The following is an 18,875-nucleotide window of genomic DNA, read 5'->3' as shown; positions in this document are numbered from 1 at the left end:
ACTTCAAAAAACTGTCAGATGAGTATAATATGAACTAACTTGAAAAATCATGTCAGATTGGATGATACGTTGCAGTGAATTACATTAGCCCAGCAAGATAAAAAGTGCCGTGGATGAAAAAACATTATAAATATTACTTGTGAGAAATTATTTGAGCTCAAATAATTTAGCTCAAATCTGCGCTGATAAGCTACCCTAAAAATAGGGCAACAATCAGCTTAGGTCTTAGCTAGTAGAGCGCATTAAGGCATACTAGTTTAAATGCTTCGCCAGAATTTTTTCCATTTTGGTGTAAAGCTCAATTTTATTTTCTTCCTTACGGAACCCATGACCTTCATTTTTCTTCATGATCCATTCATCATCTGATAATTTAACACCTAAAGATTCCAACTCGTCTCTAAGATCTGTAGCATGCTGTTTTACCACTCGAGGATCTCGAGCACCTTGTACAATCATTAAAGGTACTTTAATTTTATCAACATGAGCTAAAGGTGACATTCTAGCCATTAATGCTTTATCATCAGGATCACCAATTTGAATTTTCATTAACTCTCTAGCTGACTCCCAATGTTTTGGCATTGAAGTGAATAATAGCCCCACATCTGTAACACCAACATAATTAATACCACATGTGTATAAATCTGGTGTAAAAGTTAATCCCGCCATGGTGGCATAACCGCCATAACTTGCGCCATAAATACACACGTTATCAGCATCAGTAATACCTTCCTTAACAAGATGTTCTACAGCATCTGTTAAATCATTTTGCATTTCTGCGCCCCACTTACCGCCATAACCAGCCTGTTCAAATTTACGACCATAGCCGCCAGAGCCTCTAAAGTTAACTTGAACGGTAGCATATCCCCGACTAGCGAAAAATTGGTGTTCAGGATTATATCCCCACACATCTCTAATTCCAAATGGGCCACCATGAGGATTAACAATCAGAGGTAATTTTCCCCCATCACTATCTTTAGGAGTAGTAATATAGGCATGAATAGTCAAGCCATCTCTACTTGTAAACTGAATGGGTTTCATCGGTGACATATCAGTAGGCTTTAACCAAGCCATTCTTGAGACTAAAAAATGAACACTACCTGTTTTTCGATTATATAAATAATAACTGCCGGGGTCTTGATCATCATTAACCAATAAAACATTTAAGTTCTCATCTTTTGATTGACTAGTTATATTAACCTGTTTATTAGGAAAAGCACTATGCAACCCCTTCATTATTTTATCTGTAGCTTTGTCTAAATAAATAGACTCAGGGTATTCATAAGTAAAATAACGCCTAGCAATTTTTTCTGATGACGAGACATTATTAACCCTGTTACATCAACTTCATCATGACCAAAAACCATTTCACCAAGCTTATTTTTTTCTGGTGAGTATTTATATATAGCAGCTCTATCACGACCTATATTTGAAGAAACAAATAAGGTTTTATCATCAAAATCAAAACTAATTGGGGAAAAACCTTCATCTAAAGGGTTAAACTCTTGTAAAACTTTAAACTCCTTAACCCCTTGCTCCTTATAAAGAAACTTACCTTCAAGCCCATTAAGTGTGGTTGATCCTCCTACATAACCAGCATTATCAAGTAACCATCTTTGTACATTACCTGGATTTTTCGCAACAAGTTTCATCTTGTTGTTTTTATTACGTTTAGTATTCCAACGACTACTTAGAGGGAGCTTATATAAGTCTGCGGCTTTAATTTTACGGCCATTATATTGAACAATTATATTATCTGGATCTTCAGGTAAAGTATGCACAACGGTAGCCGAACTAATGCCTGATATCCCAACCGTTGAACCTACTAACAACACAATTTTAGATTTATTTTTCGAAATATCAATTTTATATAAACTAAAAGATTCATTACCATCACTGTCCATTGTGAAGACAATATCCTTGTCATTAGCCTAGAAAACATCGGCTATATCTTGATTATTCAATGAAGTAACAGCACAGATATTTTTAAGCCCTTTAGTTTCCATAATAATAATATTCTTACGATTCCCCACAGCAGACAATACAGCAATATGTTTACCATTTGGTGATAACTGTAAGGCTGTAAACTCATGATTTTCAAGGGGATTTTCTACGCTAATATCAGTACTTTAGCCCAAGAAGCTTGTGTAAATAACATCGAATATATAAACACTCCTAGTTTTATCCATGTTTTCATTTTTATTCCTTTTATATGTTTTTAGTTTTGAAATCGTGTAATAATTCATTAATTGTTAAAATATTCAGAAGCTTGTTAACAAAAATTTGCACTACCTTGTATATAAACTGACACAATTTTATCATCTAAAGTTAAATATTTTACTTCATCTAAGATTATATTATTAAGTAATAACTGCTCTTTAATCGTTACTAATTTTTTATCTGTTAAAGCAGCATTAATTTGAGCCTGAATACGCTTTAGGTAATTTTTATAGTTACGCTCTAAGGTATTATAATCATCCATTGTTGGTAGTAACTGAATATTATTCTTTAACAAAGGAAGTATTGCTTCAAGTAAACCACTTTTGGAAATTCCACCGTTGGTTTTATTATTAATATTTACAAATTCATCAATGAGTAGCTTACTCTCCTTATTTTTATCGATTTGTCGTGCTGTATTGCTATTTGAAAAAAGATCTACGATTATGCTTTGTATTTTACTTGTTTCCAACCAAAGTATTAGCGCATTAGATATATCAACAGAATCTTTTATAATTTGACTATCAATATAATGGCAATTTAATACAAACCGCCCCTTATGGCTTAGTACTCTAGATAATTCATTAATTGTTTGTATCGTTTCTGAATATTCAAAACCAAAATTAGAAACAATAAAATCAAAAGTATTTTTATTAAAGGGAAGTGATTCGTTATTAACTTTGGGAAATAATTGGAGAGTTATATTAGCACTTGAAGACTGAACATTAATATCACACATATCAGAAAGAGATAATTGAATTTTTTTATCTGTATTTCTATAATCTTCTACTAATAAGTTAGTTAAATAGCCTCCACCACAAGCTAAATCAAGAACCGCACAAGAGTTCTCTTTAATATTTAACCTAAACGCTTCAGACCATTCCTTTAATAATAGTCTGTTTAATTTTGGCGCATCCGGAAAGCAAGACACATTACCTTGACTCCAGTAATCATCCCATTCGTTCATTTTAAGTCTTCCTGTTATTAGTTTTAAAATAAAAAAAGGAGCTTAAAAGCTCCTTTTTGTTAATGTACTATTAATTTCTAAAAGCTAATTGTGTAACCAGCGAATAATTCACGACCAATATGACCGGCATTATAAAGCGTATCATTTACCCATATACCATCATCATCACGAACAATTTCCTTGTCTAACAAGTTTCTTGCACCAATAGTTGCAACACCATAGTTACCTAGATCATATTTCACATTTAAATTATGTGTCACATAGCTTGTATTATGATTTGAATATTCTTGGTAGAAATCCGCAGGATTACCAGTATCAGTATTTAATACTGAATCTTCAGCTGTCGAAGCAATTGCATCTATGGTCCAGCTAATTGATAAATCGTCAATACTGTAGTTAACAGTAAATTGTGAACGCCATTTAGGAGTGCCCGGACCACCGATTTGATTTTGCTTAGGACCCGAGAAGTAAACATCTCCACCTGATTCAATTAAATAAGTTGTTGCAGATGTAAATCTTAATTCACCCATTCCTGTTTCAAGTAAATAGCCAAATTCTAAATCTAATCCATTACGAGTCATTATTGCGCCATTTTCAGAGCGAGTAACAACATTTTCACTAACGCCACCGTCAGCATCACGAACTAAAGAAACACCAGGGTATTTACCCATCAACTCATCTAGTATACCGCCATATTCAGCATTGATTAATGACTGAACAGTAATGTTTGAAATTACATTGGTAACTTCTAAATCAAAGTAATCTACCTTAACTGATAAATTTTCAATACCTGAGTAAACAAAACCAGCATTTATGTAAGTTGACTCTTCTGGACCTAAGTTTGAATTACTTTCAACTAAATTATCAAACTGACGTGCCTTACAATCTGCTGAAGCAATGCCCTGTGACTCACAAGCGACATAATCTGTTGCACTTGTTGCTGAGAAGGCTGTTTGAGCTAACAATTCATCTAAAGATGGAGCACGAAAACCATTACTGTATGAAGCTCTAATTAATAGATCATCCATAGGACGGTATTCAAGCTTAACACTTGGTGTTCCTTGGCTACCAAAATCACTATAATCATCATAACGATATGCTGCACTCACGAGTAACTCGTCTGTTATTGGTAAAGCTACTTCATAAAAAACTGCAGTTGTATCTCGTAAACCTTCAGCTGAATTACCCGCACTACCACCAATTAATCCTGCTTCAGACTGTTTATCATATTGAGAATTGAATTTTTGTTCAAAATACTCAACGCCAGCATAATGCATAATGTTACCGCCAGGTAATTCACCTAAATCAAAACCAGCACCAAAGAAATATTGCTCAAAATTATTTTGGTTTTCAGTGTAAACGGTAGCACTCATATTAGCTATGCCTGCATCTGAACCTAAACTAATATCATTTGCAGCATTGTATGCAAGACCAGAGTAACTTAAGTAAGAACGACCCACTTCACGGTAATCTAGCATAGCTTTGTGATAAGAAAATTCCCATTCCAAAGAATCGCCAAGAGCGCCAGTCAAACCAATCATATAATCTTGTTGATAATCAGTTACGTTGCCGTCACGAGTACCAATTTGATGCCAACGGAAATAACCAGCTGTTTCTTCAGCATAAGGGTTATCTACAGAGTTAGCTGGGATGTTGCTCCAGTAAGCTGCTGGTGGAGCATAACGACCAAATGAATCGTTACGACTAAACATAGCTCGAGCGTACATCTCGATATCATCTGTTATTTCATATGATACTGATGTTAAAATAGAGTCACGCTTTGTAGATGCTGAGTTGGCAGATACATTTGAATAAGCAAAACCACAAACTTCACCGCCGCCAACGCCACCTAGTAATGAACCTTGATCTAAAGATCCAACAAAACCAGGAACGGTTGCAGCTAAGTTATCACAGTTAGCAGACGCTTCTAGACCACCTGTAGTCGGATTAACAATTGTAGCTCCATAATAACTAATACCAACAGTTTCATCATAAACTGAAACTAGGCCATCGCCATTTAGATCTGAAAAGCTAGCAGCAGTGTAATCACGATCTTTATCGAAGATTGCACCTTGCTCTTGGTGGTCATAAACAAAAGTAATATTACCTTTATCTGAACTAACACCACTAGTTAATGAGAAAGATTTAGTATCAGAACCTTCTTGGTCAGGACGTCCGATTTGAAAGCTCGCAGACACGCCTTCATAATCTTTTTTCAAAATGATATTAACTACACCAGCAATAGCATCTGAACCATAAGTAGCAGAAGCGCCATCTTTCAAAATTTCAATTCGTTCAACTGCAGCCATAGGAATACTGCTTAAGTTAGCTGAAGCACCACCCAAGCTAGGCGAACCAGCCATACGTTTGCCATCTAATAATACTAATGTACGACCAGAACCAGCACCTAACAAACTAATTGTTGATTGTGATTGCTGACTACTACCAGAAGAAGGTACAAATGAACCAAAGCTATTTGAAGTAACGCTACGAAGAGCATCAGCAACTGAAATACGGCCTTGTAATTCAAATTCTGCAGCTGTAATTACAGTAATAGGACTTGCAGTTTCTAAATCAGTACGTTTGATACGTGAACCTGTTACTTCAATTCTTTCTACTTCTTCTACGACTGTTTCTGCAGCAAAAGTTATTGGTGATGTAGCTAAACACCCGCCTACTGCCATTGCAGCTAGCGAAAGTTTAAAGTTTCGTTTTAGATTAGAATTTTTCATGTTAGTGTTTCTCTCTGGAATTATAGTTTAAATATTTATTATTTTAAGTTTTTTGAATATTTCAACAAATTGTTACATTAGGTAACAATATCTATTAATTTTGCCTGAATATAGAAATATTACAACCCCTATTACAAAAATGTTTTTGAACTTTTTTCTTAGTACCTAACCAACTGTTAACCAATGAAATAATCAATCTATTAAACAAACTGCATCCAAATATGTATCGATTTATAGACGCTACAAACAAACATCTTGCAATAACCATTGCAGAAGAAAGAGGTAAGCCTCTTTGGGAATCCCGTACAGAAGTTGGCGCTATGATGGGTAAAGTAGCGATTTCTGTCAAAGCAAACAATGAGCGAACAGGTACTGTTGAAAACCCAATGCCTGGCGCAAAAGCAATGATACGTCATAAGCCCCATGGTTTTGTTGACATTTTTGGTCCTTACAACTTCCCTGGTCATTTACCTAACGGTCATATTGTTCCTGCATTAATAGCGGGTAACACGGTTGTATTTAAAGCATCGCTAATGACTGAAAGAGATCAACCCTTACTCTTTATTCTCTTCTATTTATAGATAATCGTTTCATTTAACGCCCTCTAATTTTTAATGTCTGGTATTTTCTCTTATATAAATACAGCAATCGTTATAGTTCAGTGAACAATAAATATCGCTTGTTAAATATTAACCATAAAAAAACCCGCTAAGTAGCGGGTTTTTTAACAACTAAATTATTGTTTAAACAATTTTTAGAAGCGGATTGAAGCGCTTAAACGAACATAACGTGGAGTCTGCCAGTTCTGTGCTAAGCCGTAAGTTGGGCTAACAAAGTAGTTACCTGAACCGTCTTCATTGAAATCAGTTCTAGATTCATCATCATAAATCTCGTCGAATTCAGATGCTGTATCATTGTTAAATACGTTGAAAACATCTGCACGAAGATTTAAGTCAAAGTCTTCAAATTCAATGTCGTAACTAGCCGTTAAATCAAGGTTCCAAAGAGAATTTGTTGTACCTTCTGAACCACGTTTAGCTAATTGACCGCCTTTGTAGAAAGACTCTGAACCATATGCCTGAGCAAATATATCAGTTGGGTGAATACCAAATGCACTTCTTGGTTTACCTGCTTGCCATGAGAAGTTTGCGCCAATATTCAAGTCATCAGTAACTTGGTAAGAACCAAATACTTTAACTGAATGACGACGGTCATTTGGTAAGTTACCATCACCACCATCTAATAAACCAGGTTGGTCAAAGTTAGTTGTTAAACCAGCGTCATCTTGACCGTTGTCTGAACGAACTAAACCTTCGTTGTTACCCCAGCTATGAGACCAAGTGTAAGTACCAGTTAACATCCATTTGCCATCCCACTCTTTGTTAACAGTTACGTCAACAGCAGCATATTTACGGATAGCTTCAGGGTAGTTTAAGTCAGATGCAGGAATAGTGTATTCTTGATTAGCTAAAGGACCATTGAAGTAATCACCATTTGCATCTTTCTGATTATCATCAGGGTCAGTCGTTACAGTAATATCTGTACCTGGGTTAGTTAATACATAGTAATGGAAACCTGTACATTCAGTACAAGCTGAACCGAATTCGCGATTAACATATTCATTAAAACCAAAATCGATTGCAACATCTTCAATAGTTGTTGCTAGCTCACGGTAAGTACCTTGAACTGCCATGCTCCATTCGTCATTTAACTGGAACTGGTAACCGGCAATGAATTCATCTGAATACATAGGGTCGATGCTTGAATCAACGATTGCGCCTGCTTCTGGAACATCACCGTTTGAGAATACATCTCTAGGACGACCATCGTAAGTACCACCAGTTAGATTAGGAACTTCTAACCCGTCGCTGCTCATACCGTCGTAGTTGTAGTAATCTTGAGTATAAGTTTCAGCACCGGCTAAACGAATGTTAGTGTTAGCAGCGATTGGAAGATAGTAACGACCGTAGCTTGCCCATATTTTAGACTCGCCATCGCCCATAACATCGTATACTGCGCCTAAACGTAATGCCCATTGGTTTTCAAGTTTAATGAAAGATTCACCAATACCATTCTTGTTTTCAAATGAATCGTTACGAATACCAGCATTAATAACTAGATCGTCTGTAGCTTGCCATTGATCTTGAATGTAGTATGCAAAGTTTTCTGATTCAAAAGAACCACCGCTGCTGTATGTACGGTGACGTACATAATCAATCGTAGTATCATCTTCACCGATTACGTATAAGTAGTAAGCGCCACCAGAGTTAATTGTTTGTTGGTTTGCTGTTAGTGATTCTTTATCAACACCAAAACGTATTTCATGATCACCTAAGTACCAATCAGCATCGATACGAACAACTTGACGCTGATCATCACCTTCACCAATGCTAAAGTTAGCAAAGTTACCACCAGGAACAAACGCTCCTGTTCTAGTAAAGTTACGGTAAATAGCTGGGTTAGCATCTAAAACACTACCAGCTGTACGGTCTGTTTCATTGATACCGTATTGAACTGATACTGAAAAATCGTCAGTAATAATAGACGTTAATTTAGCTGTGTAGTTCAAACCACCATTGTCTTCAAAACTTTCTTTTGGTTCAGCACCAGTAGAACCAATATAATCAGTTCTCAATGTAGTTGTAGTGCTCTGATCAGAGAAAGCTGAGATTTCAAGGATATTGTTTTCAGTAATATACCAATCTACTTTTGCACCCCAAAAAGAATCATCATCTTTTTCTGAGTATAAACTTTGTGCAATACCATCTGGAGTAGAAGCTTGTCCACCGTTGTATTCAAATTCATCGCTACGCGGGCTGTATAGTGCGTAATAGAAAAGAGTATCTTCGATGATAGCGCCACTTGCCCATAAGTTAACTTCGTAGAAGTCATTCTCATCGCCGGTATTATCAATACGTAAAGTACCGTCATCACGTTTTTGTGATTGCTTATCTTCTCTTAAAGCATCTGGTTCGTAGTAAACATTCACGCCAGATTTAAATTCGTTTGAACCACTCTTAGTTTTTGCGTTAATTACGCCACCAGTAGCACGACCAAATTCAGCCGAGTAACCACCAGTTTTAACTTCAAATGTATCATACATTTCAAATGGTGGTTGACTAGAACCAACACCTGTACGGAAGTTAGTAATGTTAAGACCATTCACGTAGTAAGCATTTTCAGCTACAGATGCACCACCAATAGATGGGTTGTTACCAAAAGCAGAATCACCTTTAGTTGTACCCGGTGCTAATAAAGCAACACCAGTGAAATCACGTGCAACAGGTACTCTATCAAGAGTTAAAGTATCAACAACGATACCTGTGCTTGAACTTGTGATATCAACCATAGCAATAGCTGAACCAGTAACTTCAATACGCTCAATATCATCAGCAGCTAGAGTCATGTTAAGGCTAACTTTACCGCCCATACCAACTTTAACATCTTTTTGAGCTGTGATTTGGAAGCCATCTTTCATTGCTGTAATGTCATACATTCCAGGAGGAAGAAGCGGGAAGCGGAAAGAACCTTCGCTATCAGAAACAACAGAGCGAGTTAAACCAGTTTCTTTGTTAACAATTTTAATTGTAACTGAACCAAGAACTTGACCACCTTGGCTAATAGAACTACCAGTAATATAACCTGTTGTGTTATTTGCCATTGCAGGCATTGCTGCACTCAATGACATCGCTACTGCTACAGCAGTAATTGATTGTTTAAAGCTACGCTTTAAATTAGAATTTTTCATATTAGTATTTCTCTCTAGACTTATAGTTTAAATATTTATTGTTTTAAATTCTTTGAATACTTCAACAAATTGTTAAATTAAGTAACAATATCCATTAATTCTGCCTGAATATAGAAATATTACAACCCCTATTACAAAAATGTTTTTGAACTTTTTTATTAGTACCTAACCAACTGTTAACCAATAAAATAGTCTATCTATTAAACAAATTGCATCCAAATATATATCGATTTGTAGACGATATAAACAAAAAAAAAGCCTTTTAGTAACTTTTTTGTAAAAATATTTTATACAAAATGTCTGTATTAATTGAAGTATTTCAAATATCAGCTATAAATCACTTCAGGGAGCCGCAATGAGTTCTGCTTTATATAATACAAATCGATTTAACTGCAACTCTTTGACTGAGCGAATCAAAAAGATAACTATTCACCTCTCCCAAAAATAATGCCAATGTTTGAATTATCCCCCTTATTTACATGACCCGTTAAAAATTAAGGGGGACTTCCGTTAATGTTTAGTCAACGTGTTGAGGATAAAAATAATCCTCTATTTCGGTGAGTAAGCAGCCAAAATTTGACGCGACGACAGTTAACGCATGAAATTAAATTAATTGATAACTGAGATATCTAGATATATAAAACGTTATCTGTAGAGACCCCCCCCGACTAGCACTATAGTTAACACCTGACATTTATATAAATATTTATTTGTTCGTGCAGTAATGTTTGCAACAACATATCTTTTTTAAAAAAACTAATTAACAGACATATTTCAATCTAAATTTTTTTATAAATAACGAAAAAATAGCAGTGACCAACCTTGATCAAGCGCCTATATAAGAGGTATGGTATGTTTTTTTATAAAGGTTACATTTTTAATGGTTACTGATACTGAAGGTTACATCCATATTATCGAATACTTGACTGAGCATTTCAGTTTATTTGAAAATTCTCCCCCTGTAAGTGCTGATTCAGATACTGTTATGACCGTTATTGAACAAGAATTAAGTGAACAAATCATTAGTATTTGCAGCCAGAACGAAGCATTGTCTTTTAATCAGCGCAATACTATTATTCGAGAAGTTGATGCTATTGTTTATGATTTAGAAGAGATTCTCTCTGGCGTTATTAACAATAAAGTCACTAACGAGCAAAAAAAGTTCATTAAAGAGTTTGCCTTATTGATTAAGAATTTATTTGATAGCGAAATTCATAGTCAGTTTTTATCTTAAGGCGTTGAACGTATTATTTCGAGCAAGAGTATTTACCCACAAAAAACCTGATCACGACCTGAGTCTTTCGCTTGATATAATGCTCGGTCAGCGCGGGTAAAGAAATCATCAAAGTTATCATCTTCAAATCTTATACAAGTAACGCCGATACTGACGGTTACTTTAATTTCGCCCTGCCACTCACCCTTTATAATTAAATTACTTTGATTAAGTCGAATACGCTCTGCGACTAACTTTGCTGATTGCAATGTAGTTTCAGGGAGTAATATTGAAAATTCTTCACCGCCAATGCGGGCTAAAATATCTTCTTGTCGAAGACAAGGAAGTAAACATTGAGCCACTGACATTAGCACCTTATCGCCTACCGGATGGCCATAGCTATCATTGATATTTTTAAAGTGATCAATATCAATGGCAATCAAGGATAGAATACGAAGGTGTCTTTTAGCACGGTGAAACTCTCGTTCAGCATGTTCAATAAAATAGCGGCGGTTATACAGCTTAGTTAATGAATCGGTATTTGCTTGTTTTCTAAATTCTTCTTTTAACGCATACAATTCACTGACGTCGGTAGAAAATCCAATTAACGTTGGAAGTTCACCTTGGTGTTGATAAGGAATTTTTGTACTAATATAGTAGCGAACATTACCTTGTTCATCGACTGAGTTTTCTTCTATGGTTTGTTTTTCGCCCGTATCAAAAACTTTTTGATCAGATTGGTTAAAATGCTCAGCAACATCAAGGGGTAAAACCTCAGTGTCTTTCTTACCAATAATATTCTCTGCTGGCGTACCAAATAATTCAGCAACTTTACTGTTTACATATTTAAATGTTCGCTCATTATCTTTCATGTAAATATAAGCATCTACATTATCGAGTACTGTATGAAGTAATTTTTTCTGTGCTTTAACTATCTTTTGGAGCTTTTTTTCTGCTGTTATATCTGTTGATACACCACAAATACCGATGACATTGTTAGCATCATCGAACAAGGGTTTTTTAACCGTTTTATATATCCGAGTTTCTTGTAGGGATTTGATGAAGTTTGTTTCTTCATTTTCTACGGTTATGGCCTCTTTAATAACCTTTCCATCATTTTCTTTTAGTTGCTGAGATAACGCTAAATCAAAGAAATGACTATCATCAAAGCCAATGATATCTGTTGAGTTAATATTAAATAAATCCAATACAGCTTGGTTTACATAGGTATAGCAACCATGAATATCTTTAGTGAATATACAAGTGCCAACGTTATCTAACACTTCTGCTAACATATTTACGTCTACAGATAAATTATCCTTTGACGGAGAAGTAACGGGTAATGGTTGCTTTTTACTCACTAATAAACCTTATCTGTTGATGATATTACAGAAAGTTTAATTGTAGTAGAAAATTGACAATAGGCATTATGCTTGCGACATAATCCTTATTTAGCCAATATTTGTTCAGTGGATGAACTTGCATAGTACAAAGACAGGAGACACACAGCAGGATTAAGCGCTAAAGTTATCTTGATATAACCCAAGAGAAAATGACTTTCTATTGGGTTATTAAATCATAGGTGTTGGTAAGCTATGATTTTAAATTAGTAAGCGCCGGCCGCATAGGTTAATTCATAGCTGTGGCTGTATATTTCTAAAATATTACCAAAAGGGTCTTCCATGTAAATCATACGATAGGGCTTTTCACCAGGATAGTAGTAACGTGGCTCTGCCATACGCTTTTTACCACCCGCTTCGACAATTTTTTCCACCAGTTCTTCAAGATTAGGATCTTGCACACAAAAATGAAACACACCTGTTTTCCAGTATTCAAAGTTGTCTTCTGGATTTTCTTGATTAGCAAATTCGAATAGCTCAACGCCAATGCGGTCGCCTGTCGACATGTGAGCTATTTTAAATTTACCCCAATTAGCGCCAAACACGTCGGTACACATAGCGCCAATAGGGCTATCATCTTCAATGATTTCTGTCGGTTTCATTATTTCATACCAACCTAAAACACCAGTATAAAATTCAACAGCAGCCTCTAAATTAGGGACTGAAATACCGATATGGGAAAAAGTTCTTGGATATGCTTTACTCATTTTTATTACCTTGTTAAATTTGATAGACAAAGTATAGTGAACTTTATAAAGTATATAAAATTATCATTTGTAATATAAATGAGTACATTTTGTTATGATAAATCTTATTTGGTTAAAGACATTTTGCACGCTTGCTGACGTTGGTCATTTTACCCAAACAGCAGAAATTCTTTTTATGACGCAATCTGGGGTAAGCCAGCATATAAAAAAACTTGAAGCGCAATTGGACACTTTATTATTAACGCGGGAGGGGAAATCTTTCTCATTGACCGATGCGGGTATTAAATTACGCCAACAAGGGCAAGATTTATTAGAAACATCTGCTGATATCGAAGCTTCAATTAAACAAGATGATGCTTTTATCGGTGTCATTAAAATAAGTACACCTGGCAGTGTCGGCTTAAAACTATACCCAAAGATGCTTGATATACAGCAACGCTATCCGGCGCTTATTATCGATTACACCTTTGCACCCAATAAAAATATAGAGCAAAATTTAATTGAGCGAAAAATTGATCTGGGGATACTCACTGAGTTAAGTAGAAGCCCACAGTTAGTCTACAAAAAAATAGCCATTGAGCCTTTGGTTTTAGTGACGTCAAGTGACATCAAAAGCATCAATTGGCAAGTGCTTACTTCTATAGGTTTTATCAGCCACCCTGATTCAGAACATCATGCACAACAGTTATTGAGTAAAAATTATCTTGAATTTGAACATACCAGTCAATTTAACCACAAAGGATTTTCTAATCAAATAAGTTTGATTTTATTGCCCGTTAGCCAAGGATTAGGTTTTACCGTATTACCCCTGCATGCGGTAAACGCTTTCCCTGAGCAAAGCCTAATAAAAGTACACACATTGGAGATACCGGTCAATGAAACCTTATACCTTTGCCAAAACAAACATTCTTTCGACACTCAAAGAAGTCAATTAATTAAAAAGTCGATTAGGGAGTTTATTTTATAACATGACTATAAAAATTCAATTAGCGTATTAACCTTTAGCGATAAGCAGACATTAAAATCGGCTGAAAGTGACTTATTTTCAATTTATTTCCAGCCGATTCGCCATTGGCCACTAACTTTTAGATCACGCCAGTCTATGGTGTATTCACTATGAGTCATCACCGCTTCGATAACACAGGCAATTACTTTTTGCTCTTCGTCAAATTCCACCTTAGTGATAATAAAGTGTTTTTCTTTATTAGTAATATCAACTTTAGTCCACTTACTATTGATGAGGGCTTTAGGATTAATTTTATTCATCTTTACCTTAGTGTATAAGTTATTGTTTCAAGAAAGACAGTGTAAATATCGATAATGCAAATTGCCCAGGGACTTTTTTAGTCATTAAAAAACCGACTTCTTTAATATCTTCTGAATTAAGTATAGGCGCATTGGGTATAGCCCTTCCACGAAAGGTTGCTTTAAAGTCTGCAAGCTCGAAGATATGATTTTCACGCTTATTAGCGACGGTTTTAAAGTCATGTTTATAAGCTAACCGGTAGCCATTTACATAAATAATTAGCCTTAATTGATAGGCTTGCCCGTCACCTTCGGTGTTAATAACAAGTTTCTTATAAGATTGTGGAAGATTATCGACAGCACGAAAAACTGAACTAAAGCCGCCATTATTATCTAGAGAGATGCTACCGCTAAAAATGCCATGATCTTGAGCAATTGTCATTTCACCGTTTGACAAGCCGCCCATAACGCCATCATTGGTTATTCGCCAGCGTCCATTTTCTTGCTTTGAAAAATCAATCATATAAGCCTTCTTATTGCCATTTGAATTATCATTAGCCTGTTTATCAATATCGTTTCCACTGGCGTAAGCACTGAAAGATAACCATAAAATTAAAATAAATCGCATCAATAAATTCCACCGAGTATTAAAATTATATCACTTGATAAATACGCAAAATAAACTTGTTAAGATCAAAACGGCTAAAAATGAGCTAAAATTAATACTTTAACGTATGCAGCGTTAGATTTAATTTAAAATAATAACCAACGAGTAAAAATATATGCGCATTTTTTTATTGATTTTGTTCATCAGCCTTGCCTCAGGTTGTAGCACAAAATATACAAATCAATCAGTCACGGGTAAAGCTTTTCCAGCGGTTACCGGACAAACATTAGAAGGAAACACGGTCAATATTCCAGCCGACTTCAACAAAGAAGTTACTTTATTATTAGTAGGCTACAAACAAAATTCACAGTTTGATATCGACAGATGGTTAATTGGTTTAGATATGACTGAAACAAAAGTTGATGTCTATGAGCTCCCAACTATTCAAGGATTGTTCCCAAAAATGTTCAGTACTTTTATCGACAATGGTATGCGTGCTGGTATTCCAAAGCCTCTTTGGAAAGGGGTGATTACAGTTTATGAAGACGGTGATAAAGTTCAAGCGTTCACTGGAAATGAAAACCCTAATAACACACGGGTGTTACTGTTAGATAAGAATGGCATCATTGTATATTTTTATGATGAGGGTTTTTCAGTTGCAGCGCTTAATGAGTTGAGAGATAAATTAACGCCATCGAACTAGTGGAACTTTGTTGAGACTTGTGCAAGAGACAGCAACTAACCGTGATTGTCTTTTGCCAATTTTAGCCATTTACTGAAGGTTTAGTACTATCTATTTATGTACGCAAGTTTCTTTCTTTTAACGTTGTCGTTGAAATACCTTGAAGCACGATATGTTAACTCATCACTTCGCCCTTGATTTTTACCGCACCAAAACAGGGCGCTTAATCATATCAGTGCACTTCCCTCGGTTATTCATCACTTAAAAATCACACTAACCTCAAAAAAAAACCCTTTATTACAATAAATTAGTCGCTAAATACTGTTTACTAATGAACTGGCATAAGACTTGAAGCTCTAATGATAATGAATCGTTATCTATAGTGAAATTATGCTCTCTGCTTTTATTAAACAACACAAACTACCTGATGAATTCAGCGACACCGTTAGACTGCATTATCAACCACTTGCTGAGCGAATATTGGCGCAATTCAAAAAAAACAACACGCCGTACTTTGTTGGTATCAATGGCTGCCAAGGTAGTGGAAAGTCTACATTAACAGATTTTCTCGCTGAATATTTAACAGCACAACACCCTCTTAATGTGGTGATAATGTCTTTAGATGATTTTTACCTAACAGGTGAAAAACGTCAGCAGCTTGCAGAAAATATTCACCCCTTATTAGCGACCAGAGGTGTGCCAGGCACCCATGATATGGCGACTCTTGAGCACGTACTTTTGCAATTAAAAACCAAAAAAACTGGGTTTTCTATCCCTAGATTCAATAAAGCTACCGATGAACCCTATCCAAAAGAGCAATGGACTGTGGTTGATAAACCAATAGATATTATTTTATTAGAAGGATGGTGTTGGGGGGTAAAGCCTCAAACTGAAGAACAGCTAAGGTCAGCTATTAATGAACTTGAATTGCAGTATGACGCTAAAGGTGAATGGAGAAATTACGTTAATCAACAACTGAGCGAGGCTTATGTTCCCTTGTACAAAAGCATGGACTTTTGGTTAGCACTGCAAGCACCATCATTTGACTGTGTTTATAAATGGCGATTAGAGCAAGAGCAAAAATTACAAGCTAGAAACATCGATTTAGCTAATTCAAAGGTTATGTCTCCTGCAGAAATATTAAACTTCACCCAATATTTCCAGAGACTTAGCGTTCAGAGCTGCACGACTATCGCACAATCTGCCGACGCAATATTTTACTTAGATTATGCTCGCCAAATCACAGATGTGCCTCTACAGGAAGTACTATGAGCTCATTGAGTACACTTGTTTTTAGTGACTTAGATGGAACCTTACTCGATCACTTCACTTATCAATCAAGCCCCGCAGATAAAACACTTGCGCAATTAAAATGTGCCAATATTCCGGTTATTTTAAATACCAGTAAAACCCTTGCTGAATTGGCCATTATCCATAGTGAGCTCAAACTAGATACCCCCTTTATTGTTGAAAATGGTGCCGCTATTTATATTCCTATAGCTACTTTTTTAGTACAACCTGCTGACACTGAAATTGTTGGTGACTATTGGGTAAAGTCTTTCTGTTTACCTAGGCAGCATTGGTTAACGTTGTTAGCTGAACAAACTGATGAATTTAAAAAGTATTATCAAGGTTTTTCGACTATGTCTGCAGCTGACCTTTCGGAAATAACAGGGCTGTCACTAGCAGAAGCTAAGCGCGCTCAACAGAGACAATATGGTGAACCCATTAAATGGTTCGGTGATAAGGTCAGCAAAAATCGCTTTATAGATCATCTTATTGATCTAGGTGCCAATGTTGTTCAAGGTGGTCGGTTCATTCATATTGGTGGCTACTGCGATAAAGGCCAAGCCCTAATTTGGCTAACGGAGCAATATCGAGAAAACTTTAATAACCCTACAATTATGACCATTGCCTTGGGTGATGGTGAAAATGATAGCCCAATGCTAGAAGCCGCAGATATCGCGGTGCAAATTCGTTCACCCGTTCATGACTTCCCGAAACTCTATCGCCAATTTAAAACGACTCGTACGCAAGATTATGGTCCTGAGGGTTGGGCTCAAGCACTACAAACCCTGCTAGCAAAGCAATTACTTTCATCTTCTACTATTATATAAGAGGTAAACCATGGCTGATTTTTATCAAAACGGTACAGTAACCACGCTACATAACCTAGCACAGCGTGAACCAGCGGATATGGCAGCTGAAATACTAGCCTTCTCTAAAAAGCGCTCTTTAGGGCTTATTTTGCCTTCATTATTTTCTGAATTAGAAGGCGAAGCTTTGCCCGACATTATTAATAAGATTAAAGGTGTCAAATATTTATCAGAAATAGTTATTGGTCTTGACCGTGCCAATCTTGAACAATATAAACACGCCTTAACTTTCTTTGGCCAACTGCCGCAACATCATCGAGTATTATGGAATGACGGTCCAAGATTACAAGCGATAGATGCAAAGTTACAAGCCCTGGGCTTAGCCCCCAAAGAGTTAGGTAAAGGCCGTAATGTTTGGTATTGCATGGGCTATATATTGGCTTCGGGTAAAGCTGAGTCAATTGCCCTACATGACTGTGATATTTTGACCTACGAACGTGAACTACTAGATAGACTACTTTATCCTGTTGCTAACCCTATGTTTAATTACGAGTTTGCTAAAGGTTTTTATGCACGAGTTGCAGGAGGAAAAATAAATGGCCGGGTGTCTCGTCTATTAGTAACACCGTTAATTAAAGCGTTAAAAAAAACAGTCGGTCATTGTGACTATTTAGAATACATGGACAGTTTTTTATATCCTTTAGCCGGTGAGTTTTCTTTCCGTCGAGATGTATTAAACGATATTCGTATTCCTAGTGATTGGGGCCTTGAAATTGGTGTGCTCTCAGAAATGTATCGTAACTATTCGCCTAACCGTTTATGCCAAGTTGATATTGCGGCAACCTACGATCATAAGCATCAAGATTTATCTTTGGATAATACTGACGGTGGTTTATCAAAAATGTCGATTGATATCAGTAAAGCCTTTATTCGTAAACTTGCTACCCAAGGTGAAACGTTCACAGCAGAAAAATTCAGAACATTGAAAGCGACTTACTACCGAATTGCTTTGGATTATGTCGAAACTTATCGAAATGATGCCATGATGAATGGCCTTAAACTTGATATTCATAATGAAGAAAAAGCCGTTGAGATGTTCGCACAGAATATATTAACCGCGGGCAATACCTTCTTAGATCAACCCATGGATACGCCGTTTATTCCTTCTTGGAATAGAGTGGTTAGCGCCATACCTGATATTTTATCGCAACTAAAAGAAGCGGTAGAGTTAGATAACGAAGAATTCAGTCAAGCATTATAAAAA

The 18,875-nt window shown here is 36.0% G+C and carries 15 protein-coding genes and 1 pseudogene; 7 read left to right on the top strand and 9 right to left on the bottom strand.

The window, feature by feature from the left end; genetic code table 11:
• Window positions 1-252: 252 nt before the first annotated feature.
• The 4 genes from H4J66_RS00315 to H4J66_RS00300 all read right to left on the bottom strand — a co-directional run bounded on the left by H4J66_RS00315 (window position 253) and on the right by H4J66_RS00300 (window position 5,913).
• Complete coding sequence (locus H4J66_RS00315; protein ID WP_182169170.1) at window positions 253-1,233, bottom strand: S9 family peptidase; 981 nt, start codon at window positions 1,231-1,233, stop codon at window positions 253-255.
• Window positions 1,234-1,253: 20 nt separating this feature from the next.
• Complete coding sequence (locus tag H4J66_RS00310; protein ID WP_182169168.1) at window positions 1,254-1,901, bottom strand: hypothetical protein; 648 nt, start codon at window positions 1,899-1,901, stop codon at window positions 1,254-1,256.
• A gap of 368 nt (window positions 1,902-2,269) precedes the next feature.
• The gene (locus tag H4J66_RS00305) at window positions 2,270-3,181 is read right to left on the bottom strand and encodes a class I SAM-dependent methyltransferase (RefSeq protein WP_182169166.1); all 912 of its coding nucleotides are present in this window, start codon (window positions 3,179-3,181) and stop codon (window positions 2,270-2,272) included.
• A 77-nt stretch (window positions 3,182-3,258) separates the two neighbouring features.
• Complete coding sequence (locus tag H4J66_RS00300; protein WP_182169164.1) at window positions 3,259-5,913, bottom strand: TonB-dependent receptor domain-containing protein; 2,655 nt, start codon at window positions 5,911-5,913, stop codon at window positions 3,259-3,261.
• A gap of 233 nt (window positions 5,914-6,146) precedes the next feature.
• On the opposite strand from H4J66_RS00300, the pseudogene H4J66_RS00295 reads away from it, so the two are divergent.
• Window positions 6,147-6,452: pseudogene (locus H4J66_RS00295) on the top strand (aldehyde dehydrogenase family protein); the annotation flags it as partial.
• Between the two features lie 215 nt (window positions 6,453-6,667).
• On the opposite strand, the gene H4J66_RS00290 reads toward H4J66_RS00295, so the two are convergent.
• Window positions 6,668-9,661: a TonB-dependent receptor gene (locus H4J66_RS00290; RefSeq protein ID WP_182169162.1), complete on the bottom strand. Its 2,994-nt coding sequence runs from the start codon at window positions 9,659-9,661 to the stop codon at window positions 6,668-6,670.
• A gap of 880 nt (window positions 9,662-10,541) precedes the next feature.
• Here H4J66_RS00290 and H4J66_RS00285 point away from each other — a divergent pair.
• Complete coding sequence (locus H4J66_RS00285) at window positions 10,542-10,895, top strand: DUF3802 family protein (RefSeq protein ID WP_182169160.1); 354 nt, start codon at window positions 10,542-10,544, stop codon at window positions 10,893-10,895.
• Window positions 10,896-10,927: 32 nt separating this feature from the next.
• Here the strand turns inward: H4J66_RS00285 and H4J66_RS00280 are convergent, their stop codons facing one another.
• The gene (locus H4J66_RS00280; protein ID WP_310650605.1) at window positions 10,928-12,235 is read right to left on the bottom strand and encodes a GGDEF domain-containing protein; all 1,308 of its coding nucleotides are present in this window, start codon (window positions 12,233-12,235) and stop codon (window positions 10,928-10,930) included.
• A 245-nt stretch (window positions 12,236-12,480) separates the two neighbouring features.
• Window positions 12,481-12,981, bottom strand: a complete 501-nt coding sequence (locus H4J66_RS00275; protein WP_070375692.1) for a lactoylglutathione lyase family protein — start codon at window positions 12,979-12,981, stop codon at window positions 12,481-12,483.
• A 94-nt stretch (window positions 12,982-13,075) separates the two neighbouring features.
• Between H4J66_RS00275 and H4J66_RS00270 the strand changes: the two genes are divergently transcribed.
• Entirely contained in the window at window positions 13,076-13,948 is an 873-nt protein-coding gene (locus H4J66_RS00270) for a LysR family transcriptional regulator (protein ID WP_182169158.1), read from the top strand.
• Between the two features lie 83 nt (window positions 13,949-14,031).
• Here H4J66_RS00270 and H4J66_RS00265 read toward each other — a convergent pair whose 3' ends face one another.
• Both H4J66_RS00265 and H4J66_RS00260 read right to left on the bottom strand, forming a co-directional pair.
• Window positions 14,032-14,247, bottom strand: a complete 216-nt coding sequence (locus tag H4J66_RS00265; RefSeq protein ID WP_182169157.1) for a TIGR02450 family Trp-rich protein — start codon at window positions 14,245-14,247, stop codon at window positions 14,032-14,034.
• 19 nt (window positions 14,248-14,266) lie between these two features.
• A complete protein-coding gene (locus H4J66_RS00260; RefSeq protein ID WP_259368549.1) occupies window positions 14,267-14,854 on the bottom strand; it encodes a CIA30 family protein in 588 nt (195 codons plus the stop codon).
• A 154-nt stretch (window positions 14,855-15,008) separates the two neighbouring features.
• Between H4J66_RS00260 and H4J66_RS00255 the strand changes: the two genes are divergently transcribed.
• The 4 genes from H4J66_RS00255 (at window position 15,009) to H4J66_RS00240 (ending at window position 18,872) form a co-directional block, all read left to right on the top strand.
• Window positions 15,009-15,536: a hypothetical protein gene (locus H4J66_RS00255; RefSeq protein ID WP_182169156.1), complete on the top strand. Its 528-nt coding sequence runs from the start codon at window positions 15,009-15,011 to the stop codon at window positions 15,534-15,536.
• A 369-nt stretch (window positions 15,537-15,905) separates the two neighbouring features.
• The gene (locus H4J66_RS00250) at window positions 15,906-16,787 is read left to right on the top strand and encodes a kinase (protein ID WP_182169155.1); all 882 of its coding nucleotides are present in this window, start codon (window positions 15,906-15,908) and stop codon (window positions 16,785-16,787) included.
• Window positions 16,784-17,632, top strand: a complete 849-nt coding sequence (locus H4J66_RS00245) for a mannosyl-3-phosphoglycerate phosphatase (RefSeq protein WP_182169154.1) — start codon at window positions 16,784-16,786, stop codon at window positions 17,630-17,632. The genes H4J66_RS00250 and H4J66_RS00245 overlap by 4 nt, the downstream gene beginning before the upstream one ends.
• A gap of 10 nt (window positions 17,633-17,642) precedes the next feature.
• A complete protein-coding gene (locus H4J66_RS00240; protein ID WP_182169153.1) occupies window positions 17,643-18,872 on the top strand; it encodes a glycosyl transferase in 1,230 nt (409 codons plus the stop codon).
• Window positions 18,873-18,875 lie beyond the last annotated feature (3 nt).

This window comes from Colwellia sp. MB3u-55 (assembly GCF_014076785.1).
Lineage (GTDB): Bacteria > Pseudomonadota > Gammaproteobacteria > Enterobacterales > Alteromonadaceae > Colwellia_A.
This window is presented reverse-complemented; position numbering and strand designations above follow the sequence as displayed.

Excerpts from the sequence above, each read along its gene's own strand:
- H4J66_RS00315 (WP_182169170.1), bottom strand. The coding sequence starts at position 1,233 with ATGAAGGGGTTGCATAGTGCTTTTCCTAATAAACAGGTTAATATAACT.
- H4J66_RS00310 (WP_182169168.1), bottom strand. The coding sequence starts at position 1,901 with ATGGACAGTGATGGTAATGAATCTTTTAGTTTATATAAAATTGATATT.
- H4J66_RS00305 (WP_182169166.1), bottom strand. The coding sequence starts at position 3,181 with ATGAACGAATGGGATGATTACTGGAGTCAAGGTAATGTGTCTTGCTTT.
- H4J66_RS00300 (WP_182169164.1), bottom strand. The coding sequence starts at position 5,913 with ATGAAAAATTCTAATCTAAAACGAAACTTTAAACTTTCGCTAGCTGCA.
- H4J66_RS00290 (WP_182169162.1), bottom strand. The coding sequence starts at position 9,661 with ATGAAAAATTCTAATTTAAAGCGTAGCTTTAAACAATCAATTACTGCT.
- H4J66_RS00285 (WP_182169160.1), top strand. The coding sequence starts at position 10,542 with ATGGTTACTGATACTGAAGGTTACATCCATATTATCGAATACTTGACT.
- H4J66_RS00275 (WP_070375692.1), bottom strand. The coding sequence starts at position 12,981 with ATGAGTAAAGCATATCCAAGAACTTTTTCCCATATCGGTATTTCAGTC.
- H4J66_RS00270 (WP_182169158.1), top strand. The coding sequence starts at position 13,076 with ATGATAAATCTTATTTGGTTAAAGACATTTTGCACGCTTGCTGACGTT.
- H4J66_RS00265 (WP_182169157.1), bottom strand. The coding sequence starts at position 14,247 with ATGAATAAAATTAATCCTAAAGCCCTCATCAATAGTAAGTGGACTAAA.
- H4J66_RS00260 (WP_259368549.1), bottom strand. The coding sequence starts at position 14,854 with ATGCGATTTATTTTAATTTTATGGTTATCTTTCAGTGCTTACGCCAGT.
- H4J66_RS00255 (WP_182169156.1), top strand. The coding sequence starts at position 15,009 with ATGCGCATTTTTTTATTGATTTTGTTCATCAGCCTTGCCTCAGGTTGT.
- H4J66_RS00250 (WP_182169155.1), top strand. The coding sequence starts at position 15,906 with ATGCTCTCTGCTTTTATTAAACAACACAAACTACCTGATGAATTCAGC.
- H4J66_RS00245 (WP_182169154.1), top strand. The coding sequence starts at position 16,784 with ATGAGCTCATTGAGTACACTTGTTTTTAGTGACTTAGATGGAACCTTA.
- H4J66_RS00240 (WP_182169153.1), top strand. The coding sequence starts at position 17,643 with ATGGCTGATTTTTATCAAAACGGTACAGTAACCACGCTACATAACCTA.